Consider the following 19,974-nt stretch of genomic DNA (forward strand, 5'->3'; position numbering starts at 1 on the left):
AGTTGTCAGCGCGCTTGGATGGCTGGGGTCGAGCTTGCGCCGCGGTGGGCGAGCGGAACGCCTTCCGGAGGTTCGGAGCGCGAACTCGACGGCCCCGCTACTTGCCAATGCAAAAACTGGCGAAAATCCGGCCTAAAAGGTCTTCGTTCGTGAATTCGCCGGTGATTTCCGATAAGGCGTTTTGAGCTTCGCGAAGGTCTTCGGCGAGGAGTTCGGCGGCGCGGATTTGGAGTTGCGTTTCGGCGTTCTCGATGAGGCTTTCGGCACGGCTTAGCGCATCGAGATGGCGGCGGCGGGCGATGAAAACATCGTTCGCCTCACTGTCGTAGCCCATCGAGGCTTTGAGGTGTTTACGAAGATGTTCGAGGCCTTCGCCGGTCTTGGCGGATAGATACACGGCGGGACCTTTCCGTTCTTCGATGAAACCGGCCGGTTTTCCGGTGAGATCGATCTTGTTGTAGACGCGGGTGAGCGGGATGTCTGCGGGCAGGCTCTGGAGCAGGGCTTCCCCTTCTTCCGGAGTGCGATCATCGATCAACAGCAATATCCGGTCGGCCTTGTGAATTTCGTCTCGGGCCCGCCTTATGCCTTCGCGTTCGACAATATCCTCGCTCTCCCGCAGACCGGCGGTGTCCACCACGTGCAGGGGCATGCCGTCGATCTGGATATGTTCTCGCAAGGTATCGCGGGTGGTACCTGCGATTTCGGTGACGATGGCGGCTTCACGTCCCGCCAATCGGTTGAGTAGGCTGGATTTTCCGGCATTGGGGCGGCCGGCGATGACAACGGTCATGCCTTCGCGCAATAGACAGCCCTGTTGGGCGGAATGGCGGATATGCCGGAGCGTCGCCGAGAGGTCTGCGAGCTTTTCGGCAATACGGCCTTCGGACAGGAAATCGATGTCTTCGTCGACGAAGTCGATCGACGCTTCCACGTACTGCCTCAGTTCGATCAGGGCTTCGACGAGTTGGTGGATGCGGATCGAGAACTCGCCCTGGAGAGAGCGCTGCGCGGACCGGGCGGCCTGCTCTGTGGTGCTTTCGATCAAATCGGCGATGGCCTCCGCCTGGGCAAGGTCGATCCTGTCGTTGAGGAACGCCCGTTCGGTGAATTCTCCCGGGCGCGCCAGCCGAACGCCTGAGGCCAGGACGCGACGTAGCAGCAAATCGAGGACGACCGGACCGCCGTGCGCGTGCAACTCGAGGACGTCTTCGCCAGTAAAAGAATGGGGTGACGGAAAGTACAGGGCTAATCCGGTATCGAGGACCGAACCATCCAAATCATAGAAATGACCGTAGTGGGCGTAGCGCGGCTCAAGTTCTTTGCGTAGCAGCGCGCGCATCAGTGTGGGGACAGCGTTGCCGGAGATGCGGATTACGCCGATGCCGCCCCGGCCGGGAGGCGTGGCAATGGCGCCTATGGTGTCGCGAGATAATGTGTTCATGGGGTGGATTCCGGAACAAGCATTCGTTCCGGATCAAAGCAGAGAAGCCGGCGTATCGCATCGTCGCAAGGCGAAAGGTGCGCGGCAGGGGTGCGGAGCCAGCCCTGCCGCGCGAGAGATCGCGCTAGGCGTGTACGTTCCTTTCGATCTGCCGGGTGATATGCCACTGCTGGAGGATGGACAGAATGTTGTTGACCACCCAGTAGAGCACGAGTCCGGACGGGAAAAAGGCGAAGAAGCCGGTGAATATGACCGGGAAGAACTGCATCACCTTGGCTTGTACCGGATCGGCCGGTGGCGGATTGAGCTTCTGCTGGATGAACATGGAGACGCCCATGATCAGCGGAAGAATGAAATAGGGGTCCTTGGCGGACAGGTCGTTCAGCCAAAGGGCGAACGGCGCCTGACGCATTTCCACGCTTTCGATGAGAACCCAATACAGGGCGATGAACACGGGGATCTGGACCAGGATCGGCAAACAGCCGCCCAGCGGGTTGACCTTTTCCTTCCGATACAGCTCCATCATCGCCATGTTGAACTTCTGCTTGTCGTCGGCATGACGCTCCTTCAGCTGTTGAAGCTTCGGCTGGAGCTTCCGCATTCTGGCCATGGAGCGATAGCTGGCTTGCGACAGCTTATAGAACAGGGCCTTGAGCGTGATGGTGACGAACACGATTGCCCATCCCCAATTGTTGAAAATTTTGTGGAACTGTTCCAGGAGCCAGAAAATGGGTTTGGCGACAATGGTCAGCCCGCCGTAATCCACCGTCAGGTCCAGGCCCGGTGCCGTTTGCTCCAACACTCGCTGGAGTTTGGGGCCGGCGAACAAATTAGCCTTGAAGACTTTCTCTTCGCCCGGTTTGACCTCGAGCATGGGCGAATAGGTTCCGATGACGAAATGATTGTCGGAGAGGGCTTTGGTGTAAAAACTATGCTCTTCGCCGGCCAGCGGAATCCACGCCGCCAGGAAGTAATGCTGAATCATGGCGATCCAGCCGTCTTTGGCTTTCCGATTCAGGTTCGAATCCGCCATGTCGTCGAACGTGATCTTTTCGTACTTTTCTTCCGGAGTGTATAGTACGCCGCCGGTATAGGTCCGGACGAAAGCGTCCTGATCCTTGCTTTCGGGATTCTTCCGCTGCAACTGAACGTATTGACGCCCTTTCCATTCGGCTCCGGATTGATTGTTGACCTGCTGCTCCAGTTCGATCAGATAGCTGCCTTTGGTGAAGACCAAGGTCTTGATAATCTTGATTCCTTTGTCATTGGTCCACGTGAAAGGTATGCGGAGGGTGTCTTGGCCTTCCGCCAGCGTGTAGATATTGGCTTCAGCTTGCCATGTGCTGTGATGGGTGGGCGACAGGGCCTGTTCTCCCAGGAATCCGCTCTGCGCGATGAAAAAGTTGTTCTCATCGTTGAGCAGCCGTACTGGCTGGTCGGGCTGGTCCTTGCTCTGGAGATACTCGAGCAGATCGAGTATGCGCAGGTCGCCGCCCTTGGTGTCGATCTCTGCTCGTATGACATCCGTGGTGACGGTGACGCGCTGACGCTCGACGCCCGGAGCAGCGGACAGTTCAGGCGTCTTGGCGACGTCGTCGACGTCGCGAGCTGACTCGGGTACGTCACCTGCGACGTCCGGCGTAGTCGACCCGGATTGCGCCGTGGGCTCGGGCTTAGGCCCGTAATCCAGCTGCCATTGCTGCCACAGCATGAAGCTGAGAAATATAAAGAAGACGAAGAGAACGAACCTTAAATTATCCATTCTTATTTTCCGAATTGTTCTGGGACGGGATCAATACCGCCTTTGTGCCAAGGGTGGCATCTCAGCAGTCGCCTTGCGGCAAGATAGGAGCCCCGCAGAGATCCGAACCGCTGGATGGCGGTCAGGGCATAGCTGGAGCATGTCGGGTGGAAACGGCAATGCTGCCCCACCCAAGGGCTAATCAGGTACTGATAGAGTTTGATGAGGAAGACCAAGATGGCTTGCATCGCCTCACCAGGTTTTCCCAGTGCTTATGCAATGAGCTTCGGATTGTGTCATGGTCTGCCTGAATTGCGGCGCTGCGCGCCATTACCACAAAATCGACTCCGCCGAGCAGCGACTGCTGCAGGCGGAAGCTTTCGCGGATGAGGCGCTTGATGCGGTTGCGATCGGCGGCGTTACGGATTTGTCGTCTGGCGATAGCCAACCCGAGGCGCGGATAATCCCTACCGTTGGTTCGCGCGAGCACGGTTAAGTATTGGTCTGCGGACTTGCAGGGCTGCTCGAAAACGCGCTGGAAATCGGCGGCGGTACTTAAGCGGCGCGTTCGGGGGAAGCCGTAGCTAGGCGACGCCAAACGTCAGACGGTAAGCCGTTTACGACCTTTCGCGCGGCGCGCACTCAAAACCAAACGTCCGCCACGGGTTTTCATGCGCGCACGAAAGCCGTGGGTCCGGACACGCTTTATCTTGCTGGGCTGATAGGTTCTTTTCATGGTGTACCTGTTGAATTCCGCAAAGAAAATACAAAGCTGTGCATGCTAATTCACAGGCGATACGGTGTCAATGCTGTGGATAAGTCGGCTGTTGCGGTATGATACTGAATTCCGTTAAAGCGCTCACGCATTTATCGCCTATGCCTTATGTCCTATTCCTCGAGCACAATAAGGGAGCTGCACAATGAGCGCGCTGTGGAATCAGTGCATGAGCAAGCTGGAAGGAGAATTGCCCCCGCAGCAGTTCAATACCTGGATCAGACCCCTGCAAGCCGTCGAAAATGGTTCGGAGTTGAAACTCTTGGCTCCCAACCGTTTTGTGCTCGATTGGGTAAAGCAGCATTTTATCGGCAAGATCGAAGAAGTTCTATCTGACCAAAAGATCCAGCCGCCACCCCATGTCGTTCTGGAAATCGGCACGCGAAAGCAGCAGGAAGCGTCTCCCGTCGCGCCGGCGATCAAGAGGCCGGCCGGTGTCAAGAAAGGCCTTCCCAACAATCTCAACACGGCTTTTACCTTCGATAATTTCGTCGAGGGCAAATCCAACCAGTTGGCCAAGGCCGCGTCGATTCAAGTGGCGCAGAACGTCGGACGGGCCTACAACCCCCTCTTTATTTACGGCGGTGTGGGTCTGGGGAAGACCCATCTTATGCACGCTATCGGAAACGAAATTCTAAGGGCGAACTCCTCGGCAAACATCGTCTATTTGCATTCGGAGCGCTTCGTTTCCGACATGGTCAAGGCCTTGCAGCATAATGCGATCGGCGCCTTCAAGGAGTATTACCGGACGGTCGATGCCTTGTTGATCGACGATATTCAGTTTTTTGCCGGCAAGGAACGCTCCCAGGAGGAGTTCTTTCACACATTTAACAGCCTTCTGGAAAACAAGCATCAGGTGGTCCTGACCTGCGACCGCTATCCCAAGGAAATCAAAGGCCTAGAGGAACGGTTAAAGTCGCGTTTCGGGTGGGGGCTTCCGGTGGCCATCGAGCCGCCGGATCTGGAAACCCGCGTGGCCATCCTGATGAGCAAAGCGCAGCACGCCGGCGCCGATCTGTCGCCGGAAGTGGCTTTCTTCATCGGTAAGCGAATTCGCTCGAACATTCGCGAACTGGAAGGCGCTTTGCGGCGCGTCATCGCCAATGCTCACTTCACCGGTAAGCCGATTACGCTGGAGTTTGCGAAAGAGGCCTTGCGCGATTTAATCGCGCTTCAGGACCGGATGATCAACGTTGAGAACATCCAGAAGACGGTTGCGGAATACTACAAGATCCGGGTGGCCGATCTCTTGGCCAACAAACGCACCCGCTCGGTGACGCGTCCTCGTCAGATCGCCATGGCATTGGCCAAAGAGCTGACCAATCACAGCTTGCCGGAAATCGGGCAGCAGTTCGGCGGACGGGACCACACCACGGTCTTGCACGCCTGCCGCAAGGTTCAGGAGTTAAAGGAAAGCGACAGCAAATTCGCCGAAGACTACTCGAATCTCATGCGCACATTATCGAACTAGACTTGATGGATCGGCAGTTTGAGAAGTCGGCTTTTTTCGTTCAACGAGTTCCGCATCAACATATGACCTTACTATGAAGTTCACCATAAGCCGGGAGAATTTGCTGACGCCCTTGCAACAGGTTGTCGGCGTCATCGAGCGACGCCAAACCTTGCCCATTCTGTCCAACGTTCTTTTGAAGCTGTCCGATGAGGCTTTGGAGTTGACGGGCACGGATTTGGAAGTGCAGTTGGTCACCAAGGCCGTGGTTGAAGGCAGCGATTCGGGTTCGGTTACGGTGCCGGCGCGTAAGTTCTTGGATATTTGCCGCCTTTTACCGGAAAAAAGCGTGGTGAACATCGATTGCCGGCAGGAGAAATTCGTTATCCAGTGCGGGTCCAGCCGATTCAACCTGAGTACTCTACCCGCGGAAAACTATCCGGAATTCGATGCGGGAACACCGGAGATAGAGGTCTCCATTCCGCGCAATTGCTTGAGACGCGCGCTCGAAAAGACCCTCTTTGCTATGGCGCAACAGGATGTCCGTTATTATCTGAACGGATTATTGCTGGATTTGGGCGGCCAAGTGCTGCGGGCGGTTTCTTCCGACGGACACCGTCTCGCTTTTTTTGAGCAGTCGCTGGAAAGTGGTCCGGAGGAAGGCCGGCAGATCATCGTTCCGAGAAAAGGCGTTCTGGAATTGAATCGGTTGTTGGGCGAAGGCGAGGAACCGGTAACAGTTCAAATTGCACCGAACAATCTGCGTGTCGATTTGGGGACGGTCAGCTTTGCGGCCAAGCTGATCGAAGGGAGATTTCCCGACTATCAGCGTGTCATGCCGCGCGAGCTGACGCGAGTCATTTTGGTAGACAAGGCTGCTTTCAAAGGGGCTTTGACGCGCGTCTCGGTATTGTCGAACGAGAAGTACCGGGGCGTTAGCATGGAAGTGAGCGAAGACGGCAATATGTGCCTCAAGGCCCAGAATCCTGAGCATGAAGAAGCGGAAGAAAGGTTCGCCGTCGAACTGGAAGGCAAGGATATTTCGGTCGGTTTCAATGCGTCTTATCTTTTGGACGCTATCAACAACGTGGATTCCGATAACGTTAAATTGTCGTTCACCGAGAGTGCCAACAGCTGCCTAATCGAGGATTGCGAGGATACGCAGTTCAAATTCATCGTTATGCCCATGCGTCTGTAGCGTGGGGCATTTTTCGCTAGCCGGATATGGCGCGATTACGGGCTGATCCGTGCCTCAAGTCGTGTATGAGCGAGGACGCGTATGAGTCTGGTCAAGATTGAGGCCCATGATGTACGCAACATTGAATCCGCTGCGCTAGAGCCATCCCCGCGCCTCAACTTCATCATCGGACCCAATGCCAGCGGAAAGACCTCCTTGCTCGAGGCGGTTTATTTGTTGGGGCGAGCGCGTTCGTTTCGTACGCCCCAAATCAGTCAGGCGGTCCGCTTTGGGCAAAGCGGATTAATGGTGACCGGAAAAGTTACGAGCGATACCGGCCACACGATTCCGATCGGAATCCGCATCGCTCGCGATGAGCGGGAGATCCATCTTTCGAGCAGGAAGATCCAATCCAGTGCCGAACTGATCCGTACATTTCCGGTCCTCGTCATTCAGCCTTCGAGCGGCGCTTTATTGGAGGGCGCTCCGAAGCATCGCCGCCAATTTCTCGACTGGGGAGTGTTTCACTTTGAAGAGTCGTATCTCGATTGCTGGCGACGCTACGCCAAGGCGTTGAGCCAGCGCAATATCCTGCTGCGGGAAAGGCGACTTCGCGACATTGAGCTATGGAACCGGGAGCTTGCGCGGTACGGTACAATAATACATGGTGCGCGCGAACGCTATACGGAGAGGCTTATGCCCTATTTTTTTCAAGCTGCCGCGCAGTTTTTTGCGGGCGTTAGGCTTGATTTGCACGTGCAATCGGGGTGGAACAGGAACAAGACTCTGGAAGCGGCATTGCAGGAGGATGTCGCCTCGGACATTCGCCTCGGACATACCCAATCGGGTCCCCACAAAGCCGATTTCTCCGTCGTGCTGGACGGTCGTTCGGCAAAAGCGTATCTCTCCCGCGGTCAAATGAAACTTTTGGTTTACGCGCTTTTGCTGGCCCAGTCCCTTCTGATGGAAGAGAGCGCCGGCATGAGTGCGTGCGTGCTGGTTGATGACGTGGCGTCCGAATTGGACGAAAACAACAAGAATAGACTTCTCGGTTTTTTGAAGGAGCGGCGCACCCAGTTTTTCATTACCGCCACCACGGAGGAAATGATCAAAGAGGCCATCAACGACGCCGCTGTGTTCCACGTGGAACATGGGCAAGTAAAGCAAGCGTGAATTAAGAAATGAGCATGACCAAACTCGCGAAAGATTATGACAGCTCCGCCATTAAGGTCCTGAAAGGTCTTGATGCCGTCCGCAAACGCCCTGGTATGTACATCGGCGATACCGATGACGGTTCGGGGCTTCACCATATGGTATTCGAGGTCGTGGATAATTCGATCGACGAAGCCTTGGCCGGCCACTGCAAGACGGTCCGAGTTATCGTCCACAGCGACGAATCTGTGACCGTGACGGACGATGGCCGCGGAATTCCCGTCGACATCCACGAAGAAGAGGGACGCTCTGCCGCCGAGGTTATCATGACCGTCCTGCATGCCGGAGGAAAATTCGACGACAATGCCTATAAAGTTTCCGGTGGGCTTCACGGTGTCGGCGTATCCGTCGTAAACGCATTGTCCGAGCATCTGGTCCTGGAAATCCAGCGCGGGGGCAAGCGTTACCGACAGGAGTATCGTGACGGCGTGCCGCAGGCTCCGCTGTCCGCTGTCGGCGATGCGAACGGGACCGGCACGACCATCCGCTTCAAGCCCAGCCCCATCATTTTCACCAATATCGAGTTTCATTACGAAGTTCTGGCCAAGCGCCTCCGTGAACTGTCGTTCCTGAATTCCGGAGTTCGGATTTCTCTGGAGGACGAGCGTACGGGGAAGAGCGATGTCTTCGAGTTCGAGGGCGGTATACGCGCCTTTGTCGAACATCTCAACAAGAACAAGACGCCGCTTTTCGATAAGGTGTTCTACTTCCAAACGGAAAAGGACGGTACCGGGGTCGAGGTCGCCATGCAATGGAACGACTCGTACCAGGAAAACATTTTCTGTTTCACTAACAACATCCCGCAGCGAGACGGCGGGACCCATCTCGCGGGCTTCCGCGCTGCGCTTACGCGGACCCTCAATCAATACATCGAAGATCAAGGCTTGCTGAAAAAGCAGAAGATCGCCACCTCGGGCGACGATGCGCGGGAAGGGTTGACGGCGGTACTCTCGGTAAAGGTTCCAGATCCCAAGTTTTCGTCCCAGACTAAGGACAAGCTCGTCTCGTCTGAGGTCAAGCCAGTGGTCGAATCGGCCATGGGTGAAAAGTTTCAGGAATTTCTGCTGGAAAATCCGCCGGTCGCCCGCCTGATCGCAAATAAGATGATCGATGCCGCTCGTGCGCGGGAGGCGGCTCGTAAAGCCAGGGAAATGACGCGAAGGAAAACTGCGCTGGATATCGCGGGACTTCCCGGCAAGCTGGCCGACTGCCAGGAGCGCGATCCGACTTTGTCGGAACTGTTCATCGTCGAGGGCGACTCTGCGGGTGGCTCGGCCAAGCAGGGTCGAGACCGCCGCACGCAGGCGATACTTCCGCTCAAGGGCAAGATTCTCAATGTGGAGCGGGCACGGTTCGACAAAATGCTCTCTTCGGAGGAGGTCGGTACCCTGATCACTGCGCTGGGTTGCGGCATCGGGCGGGAGGAATATGACCCGAACAAGCTGCGTTATCATCGCATCATCATCATGACGGATGCTGACATCGACGGATCTCACATACGGACGCTTCTTTTAACTTTCTTCTATCGTCAAATGCCGGAACTGATCGAGCGCGGCCATATCTACATCGCTCAACCCCCGCTCTACAAGGTCAAGAAAGGCAAACAGGAGCAGTATGTAAAGGACGATACGGAGCTCGATAACTATTTATTGCAATTGGCGCTCGAAAAGACCCGTCTGCATATCGATGAAACGACACCCCCAATACAAGGGCAGGGGTTGGAGCAGCTCGCGAGGGAATACCTGAATGTTCAGGCCCTGATCGAGCGCCTCGCCCATCGCTATGACGAGAGTTTGCTCAATCTTCTAGTTGAATATCCGGTTTTGGACGCCGCGACGATTGCTGATCGCGCGGCGTGCGAGGCGTGGTTTGCCGGTTTGGTCGCACGGTTGAATGCCCGCGATCGCAGTGCAAGCTTTACTATAGATCTGGATTTTGCGAATCAGGCCGACGGGTTTAGGGCGCATGTCAGCAAGCGGCTGCACGGCGTTCACAAGACCTTCGATATCGGCGCAGGATTTTTCAGCGGCGGCGATTACAAGCGTCTCACCACGTTCGGTCAGAAAGTGGACGGACTATTTGGTGAAAATTCGTTTATCGCCAGTGACGACAAACGGGAGCGCGTGCGGAACTTTAAGGAAGCCTTCCAGTGGATGATGACGGAAGCGAAGAGAGGTCAACATATCCAGCGTTATAAAGGACTTGGCGAGATGAATCCCGAGCAGCTTTGGGAGACGACATTGGATTCGAATACTCGCCGTTTGCTTCAGGTGAAGATCGAGGATGCGATAGCGGCCGACGAGGTCTTTTCGACGCTCATGGGCGATCAGGTCGAGCCACGACGCGATTTTATCGAGAAGAACGCGCTGGAAGTCGCGAACTTGGACGTTTGATGCGGATCGTCTTACAGGCTAGAGATCGGAACCCTTCGGCGGTTCGAAAAGGCTCCTAACCAGGAGCCTTTTTTTTGGGATACTGCAATTACTCATTAGAGCCTCGGAAACATCATTCGAGGGAGCTTGATCCGTCCGAGTTAAACAGTTTGTTCCACGTGGAACATAGAAACGAGTTACCTCGCTTTTCCACCGCACCGATGACCTACGATCACGGTATACTTCTACCAGTTATAATCTTCCGATAAGCCTCGATCGCACCTTCTCGAGCTCTAAAGCACGCTTTATCCGGACCCCATCTGCGGAGAGACAGCCAAATGTTGCCATATCCCTCTATCGATCCAGTGGCTATTAGCATCGGTCCTTTGAAAATTCATTGGTACGGGCTGATGTATGTCATCGGTATCGGCGGTGCATGGTGGCTGGCTCGCCAAAGAGCCAAAGAACCCGGTTTCCCGTGGACCCCAGCTCAGGTGGAGGATCTCATCTTTTATACCGCTCTTGGGCTGGTGATCGGCGGCCGGGTGGGATATATGCTCTTCTATAACTTTCCGGCATTCACTCAAGACCCGTTAATGCTGTTTAGAGTATGGGAAGGCGGTATGGCCTTCCACGGAGGATTGTTGGGAGCGTTAGCGGCAATGTGGATCTTTGCTCGAAAGCAGAAAAGCTCGTTTTTTGCGGTGACCGATTTTGTCGCGCGGTACGTGCCGATCGGACTTTTTACGGGCCGCATCGGGAATTTCATCAATGGCGAGCTTTGGGGAAAACCAACTGATGTGCCTTGGGCGATGGTGTTTCCGGATGCCGGCCCGGAGCCGCGCCATCCTTCCCAGCTCTATGAAGCCTTTCTGGAAGGTATCGTTCTTTTCGTGGCACTACACTTTTTCAGCCGTCGGTCGCCGCCGACAATGGCGGTAAGCGGCTTGTTTCTGCTCCTCTATGGCATGTTCCGCTTCATGGTCGAGTTCGTTCGTCTACCGGACGCTCACATCGGTTACCTGGCCTTCGGCTGGCTCACCATGGGGCAGGTGTTGAGCTTTCCCATGATCATCCTGGGTATCCTGCTTCTCGTTTTGGCCTACCGCCGTCCGATGGCCTCTGGCCTGAGGACTGATGAGTCCTGAAATCGAAGCACCGTACGAAACGGAAGACCGGCTTAAACAACGAAAACGCCAGCCATAATGTCCCATCCCGAAGAGCAATATCTCACTTTACTTCGAAAACTGATAACCGAAGGGGATGAGCGAATCGATCGAACCGGGGTCGGGACGCGCGCTCTGTTCGGCTATACGATGCGATTCGACCTCGCGGCGGGATTCCCGCTGTTCACGACCAAGCAGATTTTTTGGAAGACGGCGTTCAAGGAGCTTTTGTGGATGTTGTCGGGCGGTCGGAATATCCGGGAGCTTCTCGAACAGAACGTGCGTATCTGGACGGATTGGCCCTTGAAAAAATACCGAACTGCGACGGGTGAATCGATAAGCCAAGAGGATTTTGAACGCCGTATCTTGAGCGACGATGAATTCGCCGCCCGCTGGGGCGACTTGGGACCGGTGTATGGGCATCAATGGCGCCGTTGGCGGGATTACGATGGGAAAGAGATCGACCAGGTGCAGCTATTGGTCGATGGACTGAAGAACGATCCGACCTCACGCCGGCTGCTTTTCGAGGGTTGGAACGTGGCCCAGTTGGACGAGATGGCGCTTCCACCCTGCCACAAAACCTATCAATTCTTTGTTAGCCAGGCTACGAACACTTTGTCGGGAGCCTTGATGCAGCGTTCGGCGGATGCCTATCTGGGGCTGGGTTGGAATGTCGCCAATCTAGCCTTGTTGACCCATCTGCTCGCCGATCATTGCGGGTATACGCCTGGAGAGATCGTTTGGTTCGGTTGCGACGTGCATCTATATCGCAATCATATCCCGCAGGCACAGCTTCAGGTAGAGCGACAGCCGCGTCCATTTCCCCGGTTGCACATCAAACGCAAGGCAGCCGATATATTCGGATATCGAATCGAAGATTTCGAAGTGGAGGGCTATGATCCCCATCCCCACATACCGGCCGAAGTGGCGGTTTGAACGCTCCGACGCGGCGGCACGCGCAGCAGGCGAAAACGAATCGATTTAGTTCCGCACTCGGCCGCCGGGCGCCGTTCGGTTTCCAGGCTGTTCAGGCGTCATTTCCTGCCGAGCATTCATCGCGGTGTTGTCTGACAGCGGCAATCTAACTACGAACTCGCTCCCTTTCCCCGGACCGCCGCTCAGGGCCTCGATGCTTCCACCGTGCATTTCGACCAATTTCCGCACCAGAGTCAACCCGATACCGAGCCCGCCTTGAGACCGGTCCAATGAGCGTTCGGCCTGCGTAAATAAATCAAATACGTGCGGCAGGAGTTCGGGCGAAATGCCGATACCGTTGTCCTTTACAGACAATATGAGTTCCCGTGCATTTGGGATCGCCGTTAGCTGAATGTGGCCGCCGTGAGGCGTGTATTTGGCCGCATTATTCAAGAGATTGGTAACTACCTGAACCAGCCTGACCGCATCCCCTCTCAGCAACACCGGTTCCTCGGGAGATGAGATAGAAAGTCGATGCTGTTGGGAATCGATAATGGCTTCGGTAGCTTCGACTGCCCGGTCGATGAGGACGGACAGTTCGATAGGTTCGTTCTTGAGCGTAATCTTGCCGCGGGTGATGCGCGATACATCCAGGAGATCATCGACCAAATGAACCAAATGTTTGACCTGGCGATCGATCATGTCTTTAACCCACAGCAATCGCGAATCGGTCAGATTCAGCAGTCCCATCACCTGAACCGCATTGCGAATGGGAGCCAAGGGATTACGCAATTCGTGGGATAGCATTGCCAGGAATTCGTTCTTGCGCCGATCGGCTTCTTCCAAGGCATCCTGAACCCGGACGAGTTCGTCGATGTCGGAGCAGATTCCGAACCACTTGGTGATGCGACTGCTCGCATCACGAATCGGGCGAGCGCGAACCTGAAACCATTGGTAGGATCCGTCGGTCGAGCGAAGACGATACTTGGTTCGGAACGGCTCACCCGTTGTCACCGCATGCTGCCATTGCAGCCTGGTGCGCTCTTCGTCATCCGGATGTATGGCCGCAACCCATTCGGTGCTTTTCGAATCCGGCGGTAAGCCCGAATACTCATAGAATCGGGGGCTGATATAGTCGATAAACCCGCTCGAATCGCTGGTAAACAGGATATCCGGCACCGTCTCGGCCATGGCGCGGAATCGCGCTTCGCTCTCCCTAAGCGCCGTCTCGGCCCACTTGCGCTCGGTAATATCGCGTATGATTCCTGTGAACTTTGTTTGCCCGCCGATCTGCATCTCGCTGACGGTAAGTTCGGCCGGAAAAATAGAGCCGTTTTTGTGTAGTACATCGACATCCCGACGGATGCAGATGATGGTCTTCGTGCCCGTGGCTAGATAACGTTCGATGAAACTGTCATGGCGTTCGCGGTCTGGCGACGGCATGAGAATTCGAATGTTTTTCCCGATAACTTCAGCAGCGGTATAGCCGAATAGCCTTTCCGCAGCGGCGTTGAAAAGCTCGATGTAGCCGCCGCTGTCCGTGGTGATGATCCCATCGACGGCGGTAGTGATAATGCTTTGGAGACGTTCTTCACTGAATTTTAGGGCTGCGGTACGTTCTTCGATTCTCCTTTCCAACTGCTCGTACGCTTCATGCAGCGCCGACTCGGCCGCTTCCCGCCGCTGGATTTCCGCCTCCAGTCGGGCGTTCTTTTCCAACAAATCGGCAGTACGAGCGGCGACTTGATTCTCCAGATCATCTAGCACCTGCTCCAACCGTTCCTTGGTTTCCCGTTTCTCCATTAAAGTCGCCACGAAATTGGCGGTGTTGAGGATATAGGGAGCATAAGGCGTGAACGCCTGCAGGTTTGCGATTCTGAGGATGAGAAAGCCGAACAGCGTCGTGTTCGTGCGCAACGGGATACACTCATGCCCGGCATCGGGAATGGCGCCACAGCGTTTAAGTCCAATGGACGGTGTGGTGTTCGTACAATGATCGCACGTAGAGAGGCCGGCACCTTTCCGCTGTTCGGATACGAATGATCCACAAAAGCAAAAGTGGACATTCTCGACCCCGGGGATGTCACGCAATGCGCGGCAAAGGAAAGCGGCCTGCTCTTCCCTTGCGGACAAAATCCCGAGCGTTTGTTGCACGATCAGCAGTTTCCCCAATATTTCGGGCTGCGGCTGAAGAACGACCGTTACCGGACTCGTCATAACGCTGTTTCCACCTTCAGGTGGATGATGGGGCCAACTCAAGCTCAGGCAGGAGCGCGGAGTATGCAAGGCAAAGCCGAAAAAATGACCGTGCGCTAAGGGTAACGATCATCTTGAAGCCCGGAGCCGGGACAGATATTGCTCGGGTGCTTCGTAATAGGGGTTGTGCAGAATTTGCCCCTGAACGATCATCAGAGGATGCACCCTTAGAATTTCGTACAGATTGGCACCGCCCAGTCGGTTGGCATCGTACTGGCAAATGATGCTGCTAAAAGGGACCTCGTTTACAACGATGTTGAGCATCGACTCGTATTCGAACCACCGCTCCAGCCCAGGATGCTCGTTGCTGGTCCAGCCGGTTTCACCAGTGGCGCGTATTCCCAAAAAGCCTTCATCGATACTCTGCCGATACATCGACCGCCAGGTGTCGATCATCCGTTCCGGCAGAAAGGCCCCGTCGGGGCAATACGTCTTTTCAGCTTGGCTCAAAATGAACTGGCCCGGCCGGAGATGCTCGGGTAAATTAATGCCCAGTCTAGCGATATACTGTTCGAGTTCGTCGCCCGATGACACATCCGCCAGATAGGCGACCTTTTCTCCGGATACCAGACCGCTCTCCACGAATTGCGCCATCGTGCGGGAATGCTCTTCTTCATCGGTGTAGATGTAGCAGAGGTGACTGCCTGAAGGGAGATGCTGATCGGTGAAGCCGAACGCCGCATCCTTTTTTTGCGCGTAACACATAAGCTTTTTCAGGAAATTTCTGTCCGATCTAAATCAATGCTAACCCAAGTCATTTGTCAGAAAAAGACCGCGACCATTTTGTACGTACCGAAGTCGAATAGAGCGAATAACCAATTGAGACAGAGTTGACACCGGAAAGCGCCTATATGTTCCCCACCGCGATCGCCCTTTGTGCTCATTCTTCGAACCGTAGCCAGACCGGGGGCGAACCATGAACAACCCAATCTTCGAACCTTACGCATTAGGGCCTTATACACTGAAGAACCGCATGGTCATGGCGCCGCTGACGCGTTCGCGGGCCGGGCAGCCCGGAAATGTTCCCACCGATCTGAACGCACTTTACTATGCCCAACGCGCATCCGCAGGGCTCATCATTTCCGAGGCTACGCAAGTCTCGCAGCAAGGCCAAGGATACGCGTGGACGCCCGGCATACATAGGCCGGACCAGGTCGTCGGTTGGCGTTCGGTTGCGGAAGCCGTACATCGAGCCGGCGGCCTTATTTTTATGCAGCTATGGCACGTGGGCCGCATTTCTCACCCTGCCTTGCAGCCGGATGGGCAGCTTCCGGTCGCGCCTTCAGCGAATCGGCCATCGGGTACGGCCTTCATCGTCAACGAGCGAGGGGAAGGCGAAATGGTTCCGTTCGTCACTCCCAGAGCGATGGCTATCGAGGAAATGCCCTATATCGTGAAGCAATATGCGCACGGTGCGAGCAATGCCCTCCACGCAGGTTTGGATGGCGTCGAGATCCACGCCGCCAACGGCTACCTGTTGGACCAATTTCTCAACACAAGTTCCAACCACCGCACCGATGAGTACGGCGGACCGGTGGAAAACCGCGCCCGGCTGCTAATGGAAGTGGTGGCGGCCGTCTGTCGGGTATGGGGACCGCAGCGTGTCGGTGTCCGTTTGTCGCCGCTGGGCAGTTTCAACGATATGGGTGATGACGACCCGGAAGCGCTTTTCCGTCACGTCGCGGAACAGTTAAACCGCTTCAATCTCGCTTATCTTCACATTGTCGAGCCAGAAATGGCCCGCGATCCTGCCTCCCCGTCGTTTGATCCGCGGGGACCGGCGATGATGAAGCTGATCCGCGCCAAATACAGCGGTACGCTGATCGTTTGCGGCGGATACGATTACCGCAAGGCTGTCGCGTGTCTTGAGGAAGGGCGGGCGGATTTGGTGGCGTTCGGACGCTTGTTCATCGCCAATCCCGACCTCCCGGAGCGCTTTCGACAGAATGCCGAGCTGAACCCGCCGGATGAATCGACTTACTACGGCGGTGGCGCCAAAGGGTATGTGGATTACCCGACGCTCAAGCAGCTAAGAGGGGAAGAACCGATGACTGCGATCGGCACAGCGGAGAAAAGCTGAGTGATGAAAATTTCTCTTATCGTCGCCATGGGCGAAAACCGGGTGATCGGCGTGGATAACCGGATGCCCTGGCATTTGTCCGCGGACCTCAAGCGTTTCAAACAGATCACCATGGGAAAACCTTTGGTCATGGGCCGGCGGACTCATGAATCCATCGGCCGGCCGCTGCCGGGCCGGAAGAATATCGTCCTGACGTCCGACCGAGACTACACCGCTCCCGGCTGTGTGGTGGTACATAACTTGGCGGATGCGCTCAGTGAGGCCGACGCCGACGAAGTCATGGTCATCGGCGGTTCATCTTTGTATGAGACATTATTGCCGAAGGCGGATCGGCTTTATCTCACGCTCATTCACCGCGAGTTCGCGGGAGATACCTTTTTTCCCGAATTCGAATGGAAGGAATGGTCTGAAATTGAGCGCCTCGACGTGACGGACGATCCGGACAGCGGCCTGAGCTACAGTTTCTTGGTGCTCGAAAGGAAAGCACCGTAATCCGAGCGACGAGGGCGTTTGATCGAGTTCTCTTCCTGCATTTTCGCAGAAAGAGTTCTCGGCTCGCGCCTAGCCTTTTTCTCGCTGCCAGTGCCCGGATTTTCCGCCCGCTTTCTCGAGCAGGCGAACCGACTGAATCGTCATTCCGCGATCCACCGCCTTGCACATGTCGTAGATGGTGAGGAGCGCCACTTGCACCGCGGTCAGCGCTTCCATTTCGACTCCGGTTTGCCCGACGGTTTTGACGGTGGCTTCGCAGCGCACACGGTGGCGCTCCGGCTCCGGTTCGAGGATCACGTCCACACTCGTGATCGCGATCGGATGGCATAGCGGGATCAGCTCCGAGGTCTTCTTGCTGGCCATGATGCCGGCGATACGGGCGATCCCCAGCACATCGCCTTTCTTGTGGCCGCCTTGCAGGATCAACGCCAGGGTTTCGGAACGCATCTCGATATAACCTTCGGCGATCGCCACCCGTTGCGTGGCCGGCTTGCCGCCGACGTCGACCATATGGGCGGCGCCCGATTCGTTGAAATGAGTGAGCTTGCTCATGCTGCGGTAGTCTAAAGCCAAGATGACGCTATTATAGAGCCGCGATAAGCCACGGGGGCAAAGAGAGAATCATGAGCCAAGCCATAGCGGATTTATTCAGACGAATCACTTGTGGTGTCTACGTGATCGGTGTCGCCGCCGATGACCGCTACAACGCTTTTACGGCGGCCTGGGTCATGCCCGTATCCTTCGACCCTTTGCTTTTGGCGTTGAGCATCAATCCCCGCCATTCCTCCAATGAACTGCTCAAGCAAGGGAAATCGTTTTCGGTGAACGTGCTGAGCCGGGAGCAGATGGATGTGGCGAAACATTTCGGAAGTCCGGCCAGCATCGATAAACTCGCTTCGGTGGCCTGGCGCAAAGGGCGCGACGGTACGCCGCTATTGATGGATGCCCTAGCCTGGTTCGAGTGCGAGTTAACCGGAGAATGCCCGGCCGGAGATCATGTGCTGGCGCTTGGCCGGGTAATTGATGGAGCTTTGCTGAAGCCGGATGCAGCACCCCTGACGTACCGGGAGACCGGCGATATGGATGGCGCGGCGGCGATTTTTCCGGATCGTTTTTCCTGAAATGACGCCGCGCGCCCGGACATCAGTAATTCAAAAAGAGGCTGACCGACAATACATGGCTGATTCGGTCGGGAGCCTCGGCTCTCCGGATATATTGATTCATGTAGCCGATTTCGGTCCTGATTTCTTTATTGACGTTGTAGCCCAATCCTACGAAGAGCCGGTTCTGATCAAGCCCATCATCCCCGCTCCAGTCGGCTTTGTTGATTCTGACAAACACCTCTTCCCAGCCCACCAGGCTGAAGTCCGGTGCGAAGTCGAGCGGGACCGAAAGTTTTACGAATTGCCGGAAGCGCCAGCCGACATCGCTGCCGGTTTCGGCGAAGCGCTGCTCTAGCCGGGATCGGCTGGTGAAAGTGCCGAACGAAGTAGGCTGTGTCCACAGGAATTGCTGCCAGATACGATTTTCGTCGAAGCGCCGCCCGGTAAACGGCCGATCGGTGAAAATCCAGGCATAGCCCAGCCACACGCTTGCATTGTCGTTGAGCGCGTAACCCAGCGCGGGCCTCACCATGCTTTGTGACAAGCGGGAAGTATCCTCGCCGAAACGCCCCTGGCCTTCCAGCCAATAGCGGAAGCTTTTGAACTTCGGATCGATAAACCCGAAGCCGCCGACGGCGGTGACATTGCCCCAGGTTTGGAAATCTTCGAGCGATTCGGCTGAGGTAACGTGCGGCCCGGACAAAAAAATTGCCGGCAACAGCCAGCGGAGGCGCTGATTCGATCGGTATTTCATCGTCTACCCTGTCTCTTGAAAGCAAGCCGGGTATTATCGGGTCAAAACTATCTGCGTCAACCCGTTTTCGCGACGACCTACGGCTTGGTCAGACGTTCCTCCGCATCCCGATATTTTTCGGCCGTTTTGGCAATCACTTCAGGCGGCAAATGAGGAGCGGGAGGCTGTTTGTTCCAGGTCAAAGTTTCCAAATAATCCCGCACGAATTGTTTGTCGAAGCTGGGTGGGCTGATGCCGACTCGGTACTGATCCACTGGCCAGAAACGGGACGAATCCGGAGTCAGCGCCTCGTCGATCAGATAGAGTCGCCCGGAAGCATCCAAACCGAATTCGAACTTGGTGTCCGCGATGATGATGCCCCGATCGAGGGCGTAAGCCGCCGCTTCCGTGTAAAGTTCGAGGCTGATGCGCTTGACTTGTTCCGCCAGGTCTTTTCCGATCAGTTCGACAGTTCTCTCGAAACTGATATTTTCGTCGTGACTGCCGAATTCCGCCTTGGTCGATGGGGTGAAAATGGCCTCAGGCAGTTTCTCCGCAAGCTGCAATCCCGGCGGTAGCGCGATACCGCAAACCGCTCCGTTCTTTTGATAATCCTTCCAGCCCGAGCCGATCAGATAACCGCGTACGACGGCTTCCACCGGAAGGGGCTTGAGTTTCTTGACGACGATTCCCCGCCCTTCTACCTGGGCGCGTTCGGCGGGATCGGAAATGACCCGATCCAGCGTCAGGCCGGACAAATGGTTGGGGACGATATGCTTAAGCCTTCCGAACCAGAAATTGGAAACCGAGGTGAGTACCCGGCCTTTTCCGGGAATGGGATCGGGCAGAATGCAATCGAACGCGGACAGGCGGTCGGTCGTGACGATCAACATGTGATCGTCGTCGATGTCATAAATGTCGCGGACTTTGCCGCGGCCGCGGAGGCTCAAGCTTTTCAGCGAGCTTTCGTATAGGGTGTCCGGGGCGTTCATCATTCCTCTTCGGCAACAGTGGTTGAAACGGACTATGGTCAAGACCCGATCGGCGTCTTGGCAGGC

20 protein-coding genes are annotated in these 19,974 nt (G+C 55.8%); 10 read left to right on the forward strand and 10 right to left on the reverse strand.

The window, feature by feature from the left end; translation table 11 throughout:
- Window positions 1-97: 97 nt before the first annotated feature.
- The 5 genes from mnmE to rpmH all read right to left on the reverse strand — a co-directional run bounded on the left by mnmE (window position 98) and on the right by rpmH (window position 3,921).
- Window positions 98-1,444: a tRNA uridine-5-carboxymethylaminomethyl(34) synthesis GTPase MnmE gene (gene mnmE, locus JOD69_RS16625; RefSeq protein ID WP_077728217.1), complete on the reverse strand. Its 1,347-nt coding sequence runs from the start codon at window positions 1,442-1,444 to the stop codon at window positions 98-100.
- A gap of 124 nt (window positions 1,445-1,568) precedes the next feature.
- On the reverse strand, window positions 1,569-3,206 hold the full coding sequence (gene yidC, locus JOD69_RS16630) for a membrane protein insertase YidC (protein WP_086134438.1): 1,638 nt from the start codon (window positions 3,204-3,206) through the stop codon (window positions 1,569-1,571).
- Window positions 3,207-3,208: 2 nt separating this feature from the next.
- Window positions 3,209-3,433, reverse strand: coding sequence for a membrane protein insertion efficiency factor YidD (gene yidD / locus JOD69_RS16635; RefSeq protein ID WP_077728215.1), 225 nt, complete (start codon window positions 3,431-3,433; stop codon window positions 3,209-3,211).
- A complete protein-coding gene (gene rnpA, locus JOD69_RS16640; protein WP_077728214.1) occupies window positions 3,388-3,783 on the reverse strand; it encodes a ribonuclease P protein component in 396 nt (131 codons plus the stop codon). Before rnpA ends, yidD begins: the two co-directional genes overlap by 46 nt.
- Window positions 3,784-3,786: 3 nt before the next feature.
- Window positions 3,787-3,921, reverse strand: a complete 135-nt coding sequence (rpmH, locus tag JOD69_RS16645; protein WP_077728213.1) for a 50S ribosomal protein L34 — start codon at window positions 3,919-3,921, stop codon at window positions 3,787-3,789.
- Between the two features lie 184 nt (window positions 3,922-4,105).
- Here rpmH and dnaA point away from each other — a divergent pair, with 184 nt between their 5' ends.
- The 6 genes from dnaA to thyA all read left to right on the forward strand — a co-directional run bounded on the left by dnaA (window position 4,106) and on the right by thyA (window position 12,273).
- On the forward strand, window positions 4,106-5,431 hold the full coding sequence (gene dnaA, locus JOD69_RS16650) for a chromosomal replication initiator protein DnaA (RefSeq protein WP_086134437.1): 1,326 nt from the start codon (window positions 4,106-4,108) through the stop codon (window positions 5,429-5,431).
- Between the two features lie 73 nt (window positions 5,432-5,504).
- The gene (gene dnaN, locus JOD69_RS16655) at window positions 5,505-6,608 is read left to right on the forward strand and encodes a DNA polymerase III subunit beta (protein WP_077728211.1); all 1,104 of its coding nucleotides are present in this window, start codon (window positions 5,505-5,507) and stop codon (window positions 6,606-6,608) included.
- An 81-nt stretch (window positions 6,609-6,689) separates the two neighbouring features.
- Window positions 6,690-7,760: a DNA replication/repair protein RecF gene (gene recF, locus JOD69_RS16660; RefSeq protein WP_086134436.1), complete on the forward strand. Its 1,071-nt coding sequence runs from the start codon at window positions 6,690-6,692 to the stop codon at window positions 7,758-7,760.
- A gap of 14 nt (window positions 7,761-7,774) precedes the next feature.
- A complete protein-coding gene (gene gyrB / locus JOD69_RS16665; RefSeq protein WP_077728344.1) occupies window positions 7,775-10,192 on the forward strand; it encodes a DNA topoisomerase (ATP-hydrolyzing) subunit B in 2,418 nt (805 codons plus the stop codon).
- Window positions 10,193-10,509: 317 nt separating this feature from the next.
- A complete protein-coding gene (gene lgt / locus JOD69_RS16670; RefSeq protein ID WP_086134434.1) occupies window positions 10,510-11,319 on the forward strand; it encodes a prolipoprotein diacylglyceryl transferase in 810 nt (269 codons plus the stop codon).
- 57 nt (window positions 11,320-11,376) lie between these two features.
- Entirely contained in the window at window positions 11,377-12,273 is an 897-nt protein-coding gene (gene thyA, locus JOD69_RS16675; RefSeq protein WP_077728208.1) for a thymidylate synthase, read from the forward strand.
- Between the two features lie 45 nt (window positions 12,274-12,318).
- On the opposite strand, the gene JOD69_RS16680 is transcribed toward thyA, so the two are convergent.
- Window positions 12,319-14,169 carry a PAS domain S-box protein gene (locus tag JOD69_RS16680; protein ID WP_168183835.1) on the reverse strand — a complete coding sequence of 617 codons (1,851 nt, stop codon included), beginning with the start codon at window positions 14,167-14,169 and terminating at the stop codon, window positions 12,319-12,321.
- A 141-nt stretch (window positions 14,170-14,310) separates the two neighbouring features.
- Between JOD69_RS16680 and JOD69_RS16685 the strand changes: the two genes are divergently transcribed.
- On the forward strand, window positions 14,311-14,568 hold the full coding sequence (locus tag JOD69_RS16685; RefSeq protein WP_166642461.1) for a hypothetical protein: 258 nt from the start codon (window positions 14,311-14,313) through the stop codon (window positions 14,566-14,568).
- 9 nt (window positions 14,569-14,577) lie between these two features.
- Here the strand turns inward: JOD69_RS16685 and JOD69_RS16690 are convergent, their stop codons facing one another.
- Window positions 14,578-15,213 carry an MEDS domain-containing protein gene (locus JOD69_RS16690; protein ID WP_077728206.1) on the reverse strand — a complete coding sequence of 212 codons (636 nt, stop codon included), beginning with the start codon at window positions 15,211-15,213 and terminating at the stop codon, window positions 14,578-14,580.
- 211 nt (window positions 15,214-15,424) lie between these two features.
- Between JOD69_RS16690 and JOD69_RS16695 the strand changes: the two genes are divergently transcribed.
- Together JOD69_RS16695 and JOD69_RS16700 are read left to right on the forward strand one after the other, a co-directional pair.
- Window positions 15,425-16,588 carry an alkene reductase gene (locus JOD69_RS16695; RefSeq protein ID WP_086134432.1) on the forward strand — a complete coding sequence of 388 codons (1,164 nt, stop codon included), beginning with the start codon at window positions 15,425-15,427 and terminating at the stop codon, window positions 16,586-16,588.
- A gap of 3 nt (window positions 16,589-16,591) precedes the next feature.
- Window positions 16,592-17,080 carry a dihydrofolate reductase gene (locus JOD69_RS16700; protein ID WP_086134431.1) on the forward strand — a complete coding sequence of 163 codons (489 nt, stop codon included), beginning with the start codon at window positions 16,592-16,594 and terminating at the stop codon, window positions 17,078-17,080.
- 69 nt (window positions 17,081-17,149) lie between these two features.
- Here the strand turns inward: JOD69_RS16700 and moaC are convergent, their stop codons facing one another.
- Window positions 17,150-17,632, reverse strand: a complete 483-nt coding sequence (moaC, locus tag JOD69_RS16705) for a cyclic pyranopterin monophosphate synthase MoaC (protein ID WP_077728203.1) — start codon at window positions 17,630-17,632, stop codon at window positions 17,150-17,152.
- 71 nt (window positions 17,633-17,703) lie between these two features.
- Between moaC and JOD69_RS16710 the strand changes: the two genes are divergently transcribed.
- Window positions 17,704-18,201: a flavin reductase family protein gene (locus JOD69_RS16710; protein WP_086134430.1), complete on the forward strand. Its 498-nt coding sequence runs from the start codon at window positions 17,704-17,706 to the stop codon at window positions 18,199-18,201.
- Window positions 18,202-18,223: 22 nt separating this feature from the next.
- Here JOD69_RS16710 and JOD69_RS16715 read toward each other — a convergent pair whose 3' ends face one another.
- Both JOD69_RS16715 and JOD69_RS16720 read right to left on the reverse strand, forming a co-directional pair.
- Window positions 18,224-18,937 (reverse strand): DUF2490 domain-containing protein, encoded by a 714-nt coding sequence (locus tag JOD69_RS16715; RefSeq protein WP_086134429.1) that lies wholly within the window; start codon window positions 18,935-18,937, stop codon window positions 18,224-18,226.
- 77 nt (window positions 18,938-19,014) lie between these two features.
- Entirely contained in the window at window positions 19,015-19,908 is an 894-nt protein-coding gene (locus tag JOD69_RS16720; protein ID WP_086134457.1) for a phosphoribosylaminoimidazolesuccinocarboxamide synthase, read from the reverse strand.
- Window positions 19,909-19,974: the final 66 nt, after the last annotated feature.

The organism is Methylocaldum sp. RMAD-M, from assembly GCF_017832375.1.
GTDB lineage: Bacteria > Pseudomonadota > Gammaproteobacteria > Methylococcales > Methylococcaceae > Methylocaldum.

Excerpts from the sequence above, each read along its gene's own strand:
- rpmH (WP_077728213.1), bottom strand. The coding sequence starts at position 3,921 with ATGAAAAGAACCTATCAGCCCAGCAAGATAAAGCGTGTCCGGACCCAC.
- dnaA (WP_086134437.1), top strand. The coding sequence starts at position 4,106 with ATGAGCGCGCTGTGGAATCAGTGCATGAGCAAGCTGGAAGGAGAATTG.
- JOD69_RS16710 (WP_086134430.1), top strand. The coding sequence starts at position 17,704 with ATGAGCCAAGCCATAGCGGATTTATTCAGACGAATCACTTGTGGTGTC.
- thyA (WP_077728208.1), top strand. The coding sequence starts at position 11,377 with ATGTCCCATCCCGAAGAGCAATATCTCACTTTACTTCGAAAACTGATA.
- JOD69_RS16700 (WP_086134431.1), top strand. The coding sequence starts at position 16,592 with ATGAAAATTTCTCTTATCGTCGCCATGGGCGAAAACCGGGTGATCGGC.
- moaC (WP_077728203.1), bottom strand. The coding sequence starts at position 17,632 with ATGAGCAAGCTCACTCATTTCAACGAATCGGGCGCCGCCCATATGGTC.
- dnaN (WP_077728211.1), top strand. The coding sequence starts at position 5,505 with ATGAAGTTCACCATAAGCCGGGAGAATTTGCTGACGCCCTTGCAACAG.
- JOD69_RS16715 (WP_086134429.1), bottom strand. The coding sequence starts at position 18,937 with ATGAAATACCGATCGAATCAGCGCCTCCGCTGGCTGTTGCCGGCAATT.
- gyrB (WP_077728344.1), top strand. The coding sequence starts at position 7,775 with ATGACCAAACTCGCGAAAGATTATGACAGCTCCGCCATTAAGGTCCTG.
- mnmE (WP_077728217.1), bottom strand. The coding sequence starts at position 1,444 with ATGAACACATTATCTCGCGACACCATAGGCGCCATTGCCACGCCTCCC.
- lgt (WP_086134434.1), top strand. The coding sequence starts at position 10,510 with ATGTTGCCATATCCCTCTATCGATCCAGTGGCTATTAGCATCGGTCCT.
- JOD69_RS16690 (WP_077728206.1), bottom strand. The coding sequence starts at position 15,213 with ATGTGTTACGCGCAAAAAAAGGATGCGGCGTTCGGCTTCACCGATCAG.
- yidD (WP_077728215.1), bottom strand. The coding sequence starts at position 3,433 with ATGCAAGCCATCTTGGTCTTCCTCATCAAACTCTATCAGTACCTGATT.
- recF (WP_086134436.1), top strand. The coding sequence starts at position 6,690 with ATGAGTCTGGTCAAGATTGAGGCCCATGATGTACGCAACATTGAATCC.
- JOD69_RS16720 (WP_086134457.1), bottom strand. The coding sequence starts at position 19,908 with ATGAACGCCCCGGACACCCTATACGAAAGCTCGCTGAAAAGCTTGAGC.
- yidC (WP_086134438.1), bottom strand. The coding sequence starts at position 3,206 with ATGGATAATTTAAGGTTCGTTCTCTTCGTCTTCTTTATATTTCTCAGC.
- JOD69_RS16695 (WP_086134432.1), top strand. The coding sequence starts at position 15,425 with ATGAACAACCCAATCTTCGAACCTTACGCATTAGGGCCTTATACACTG.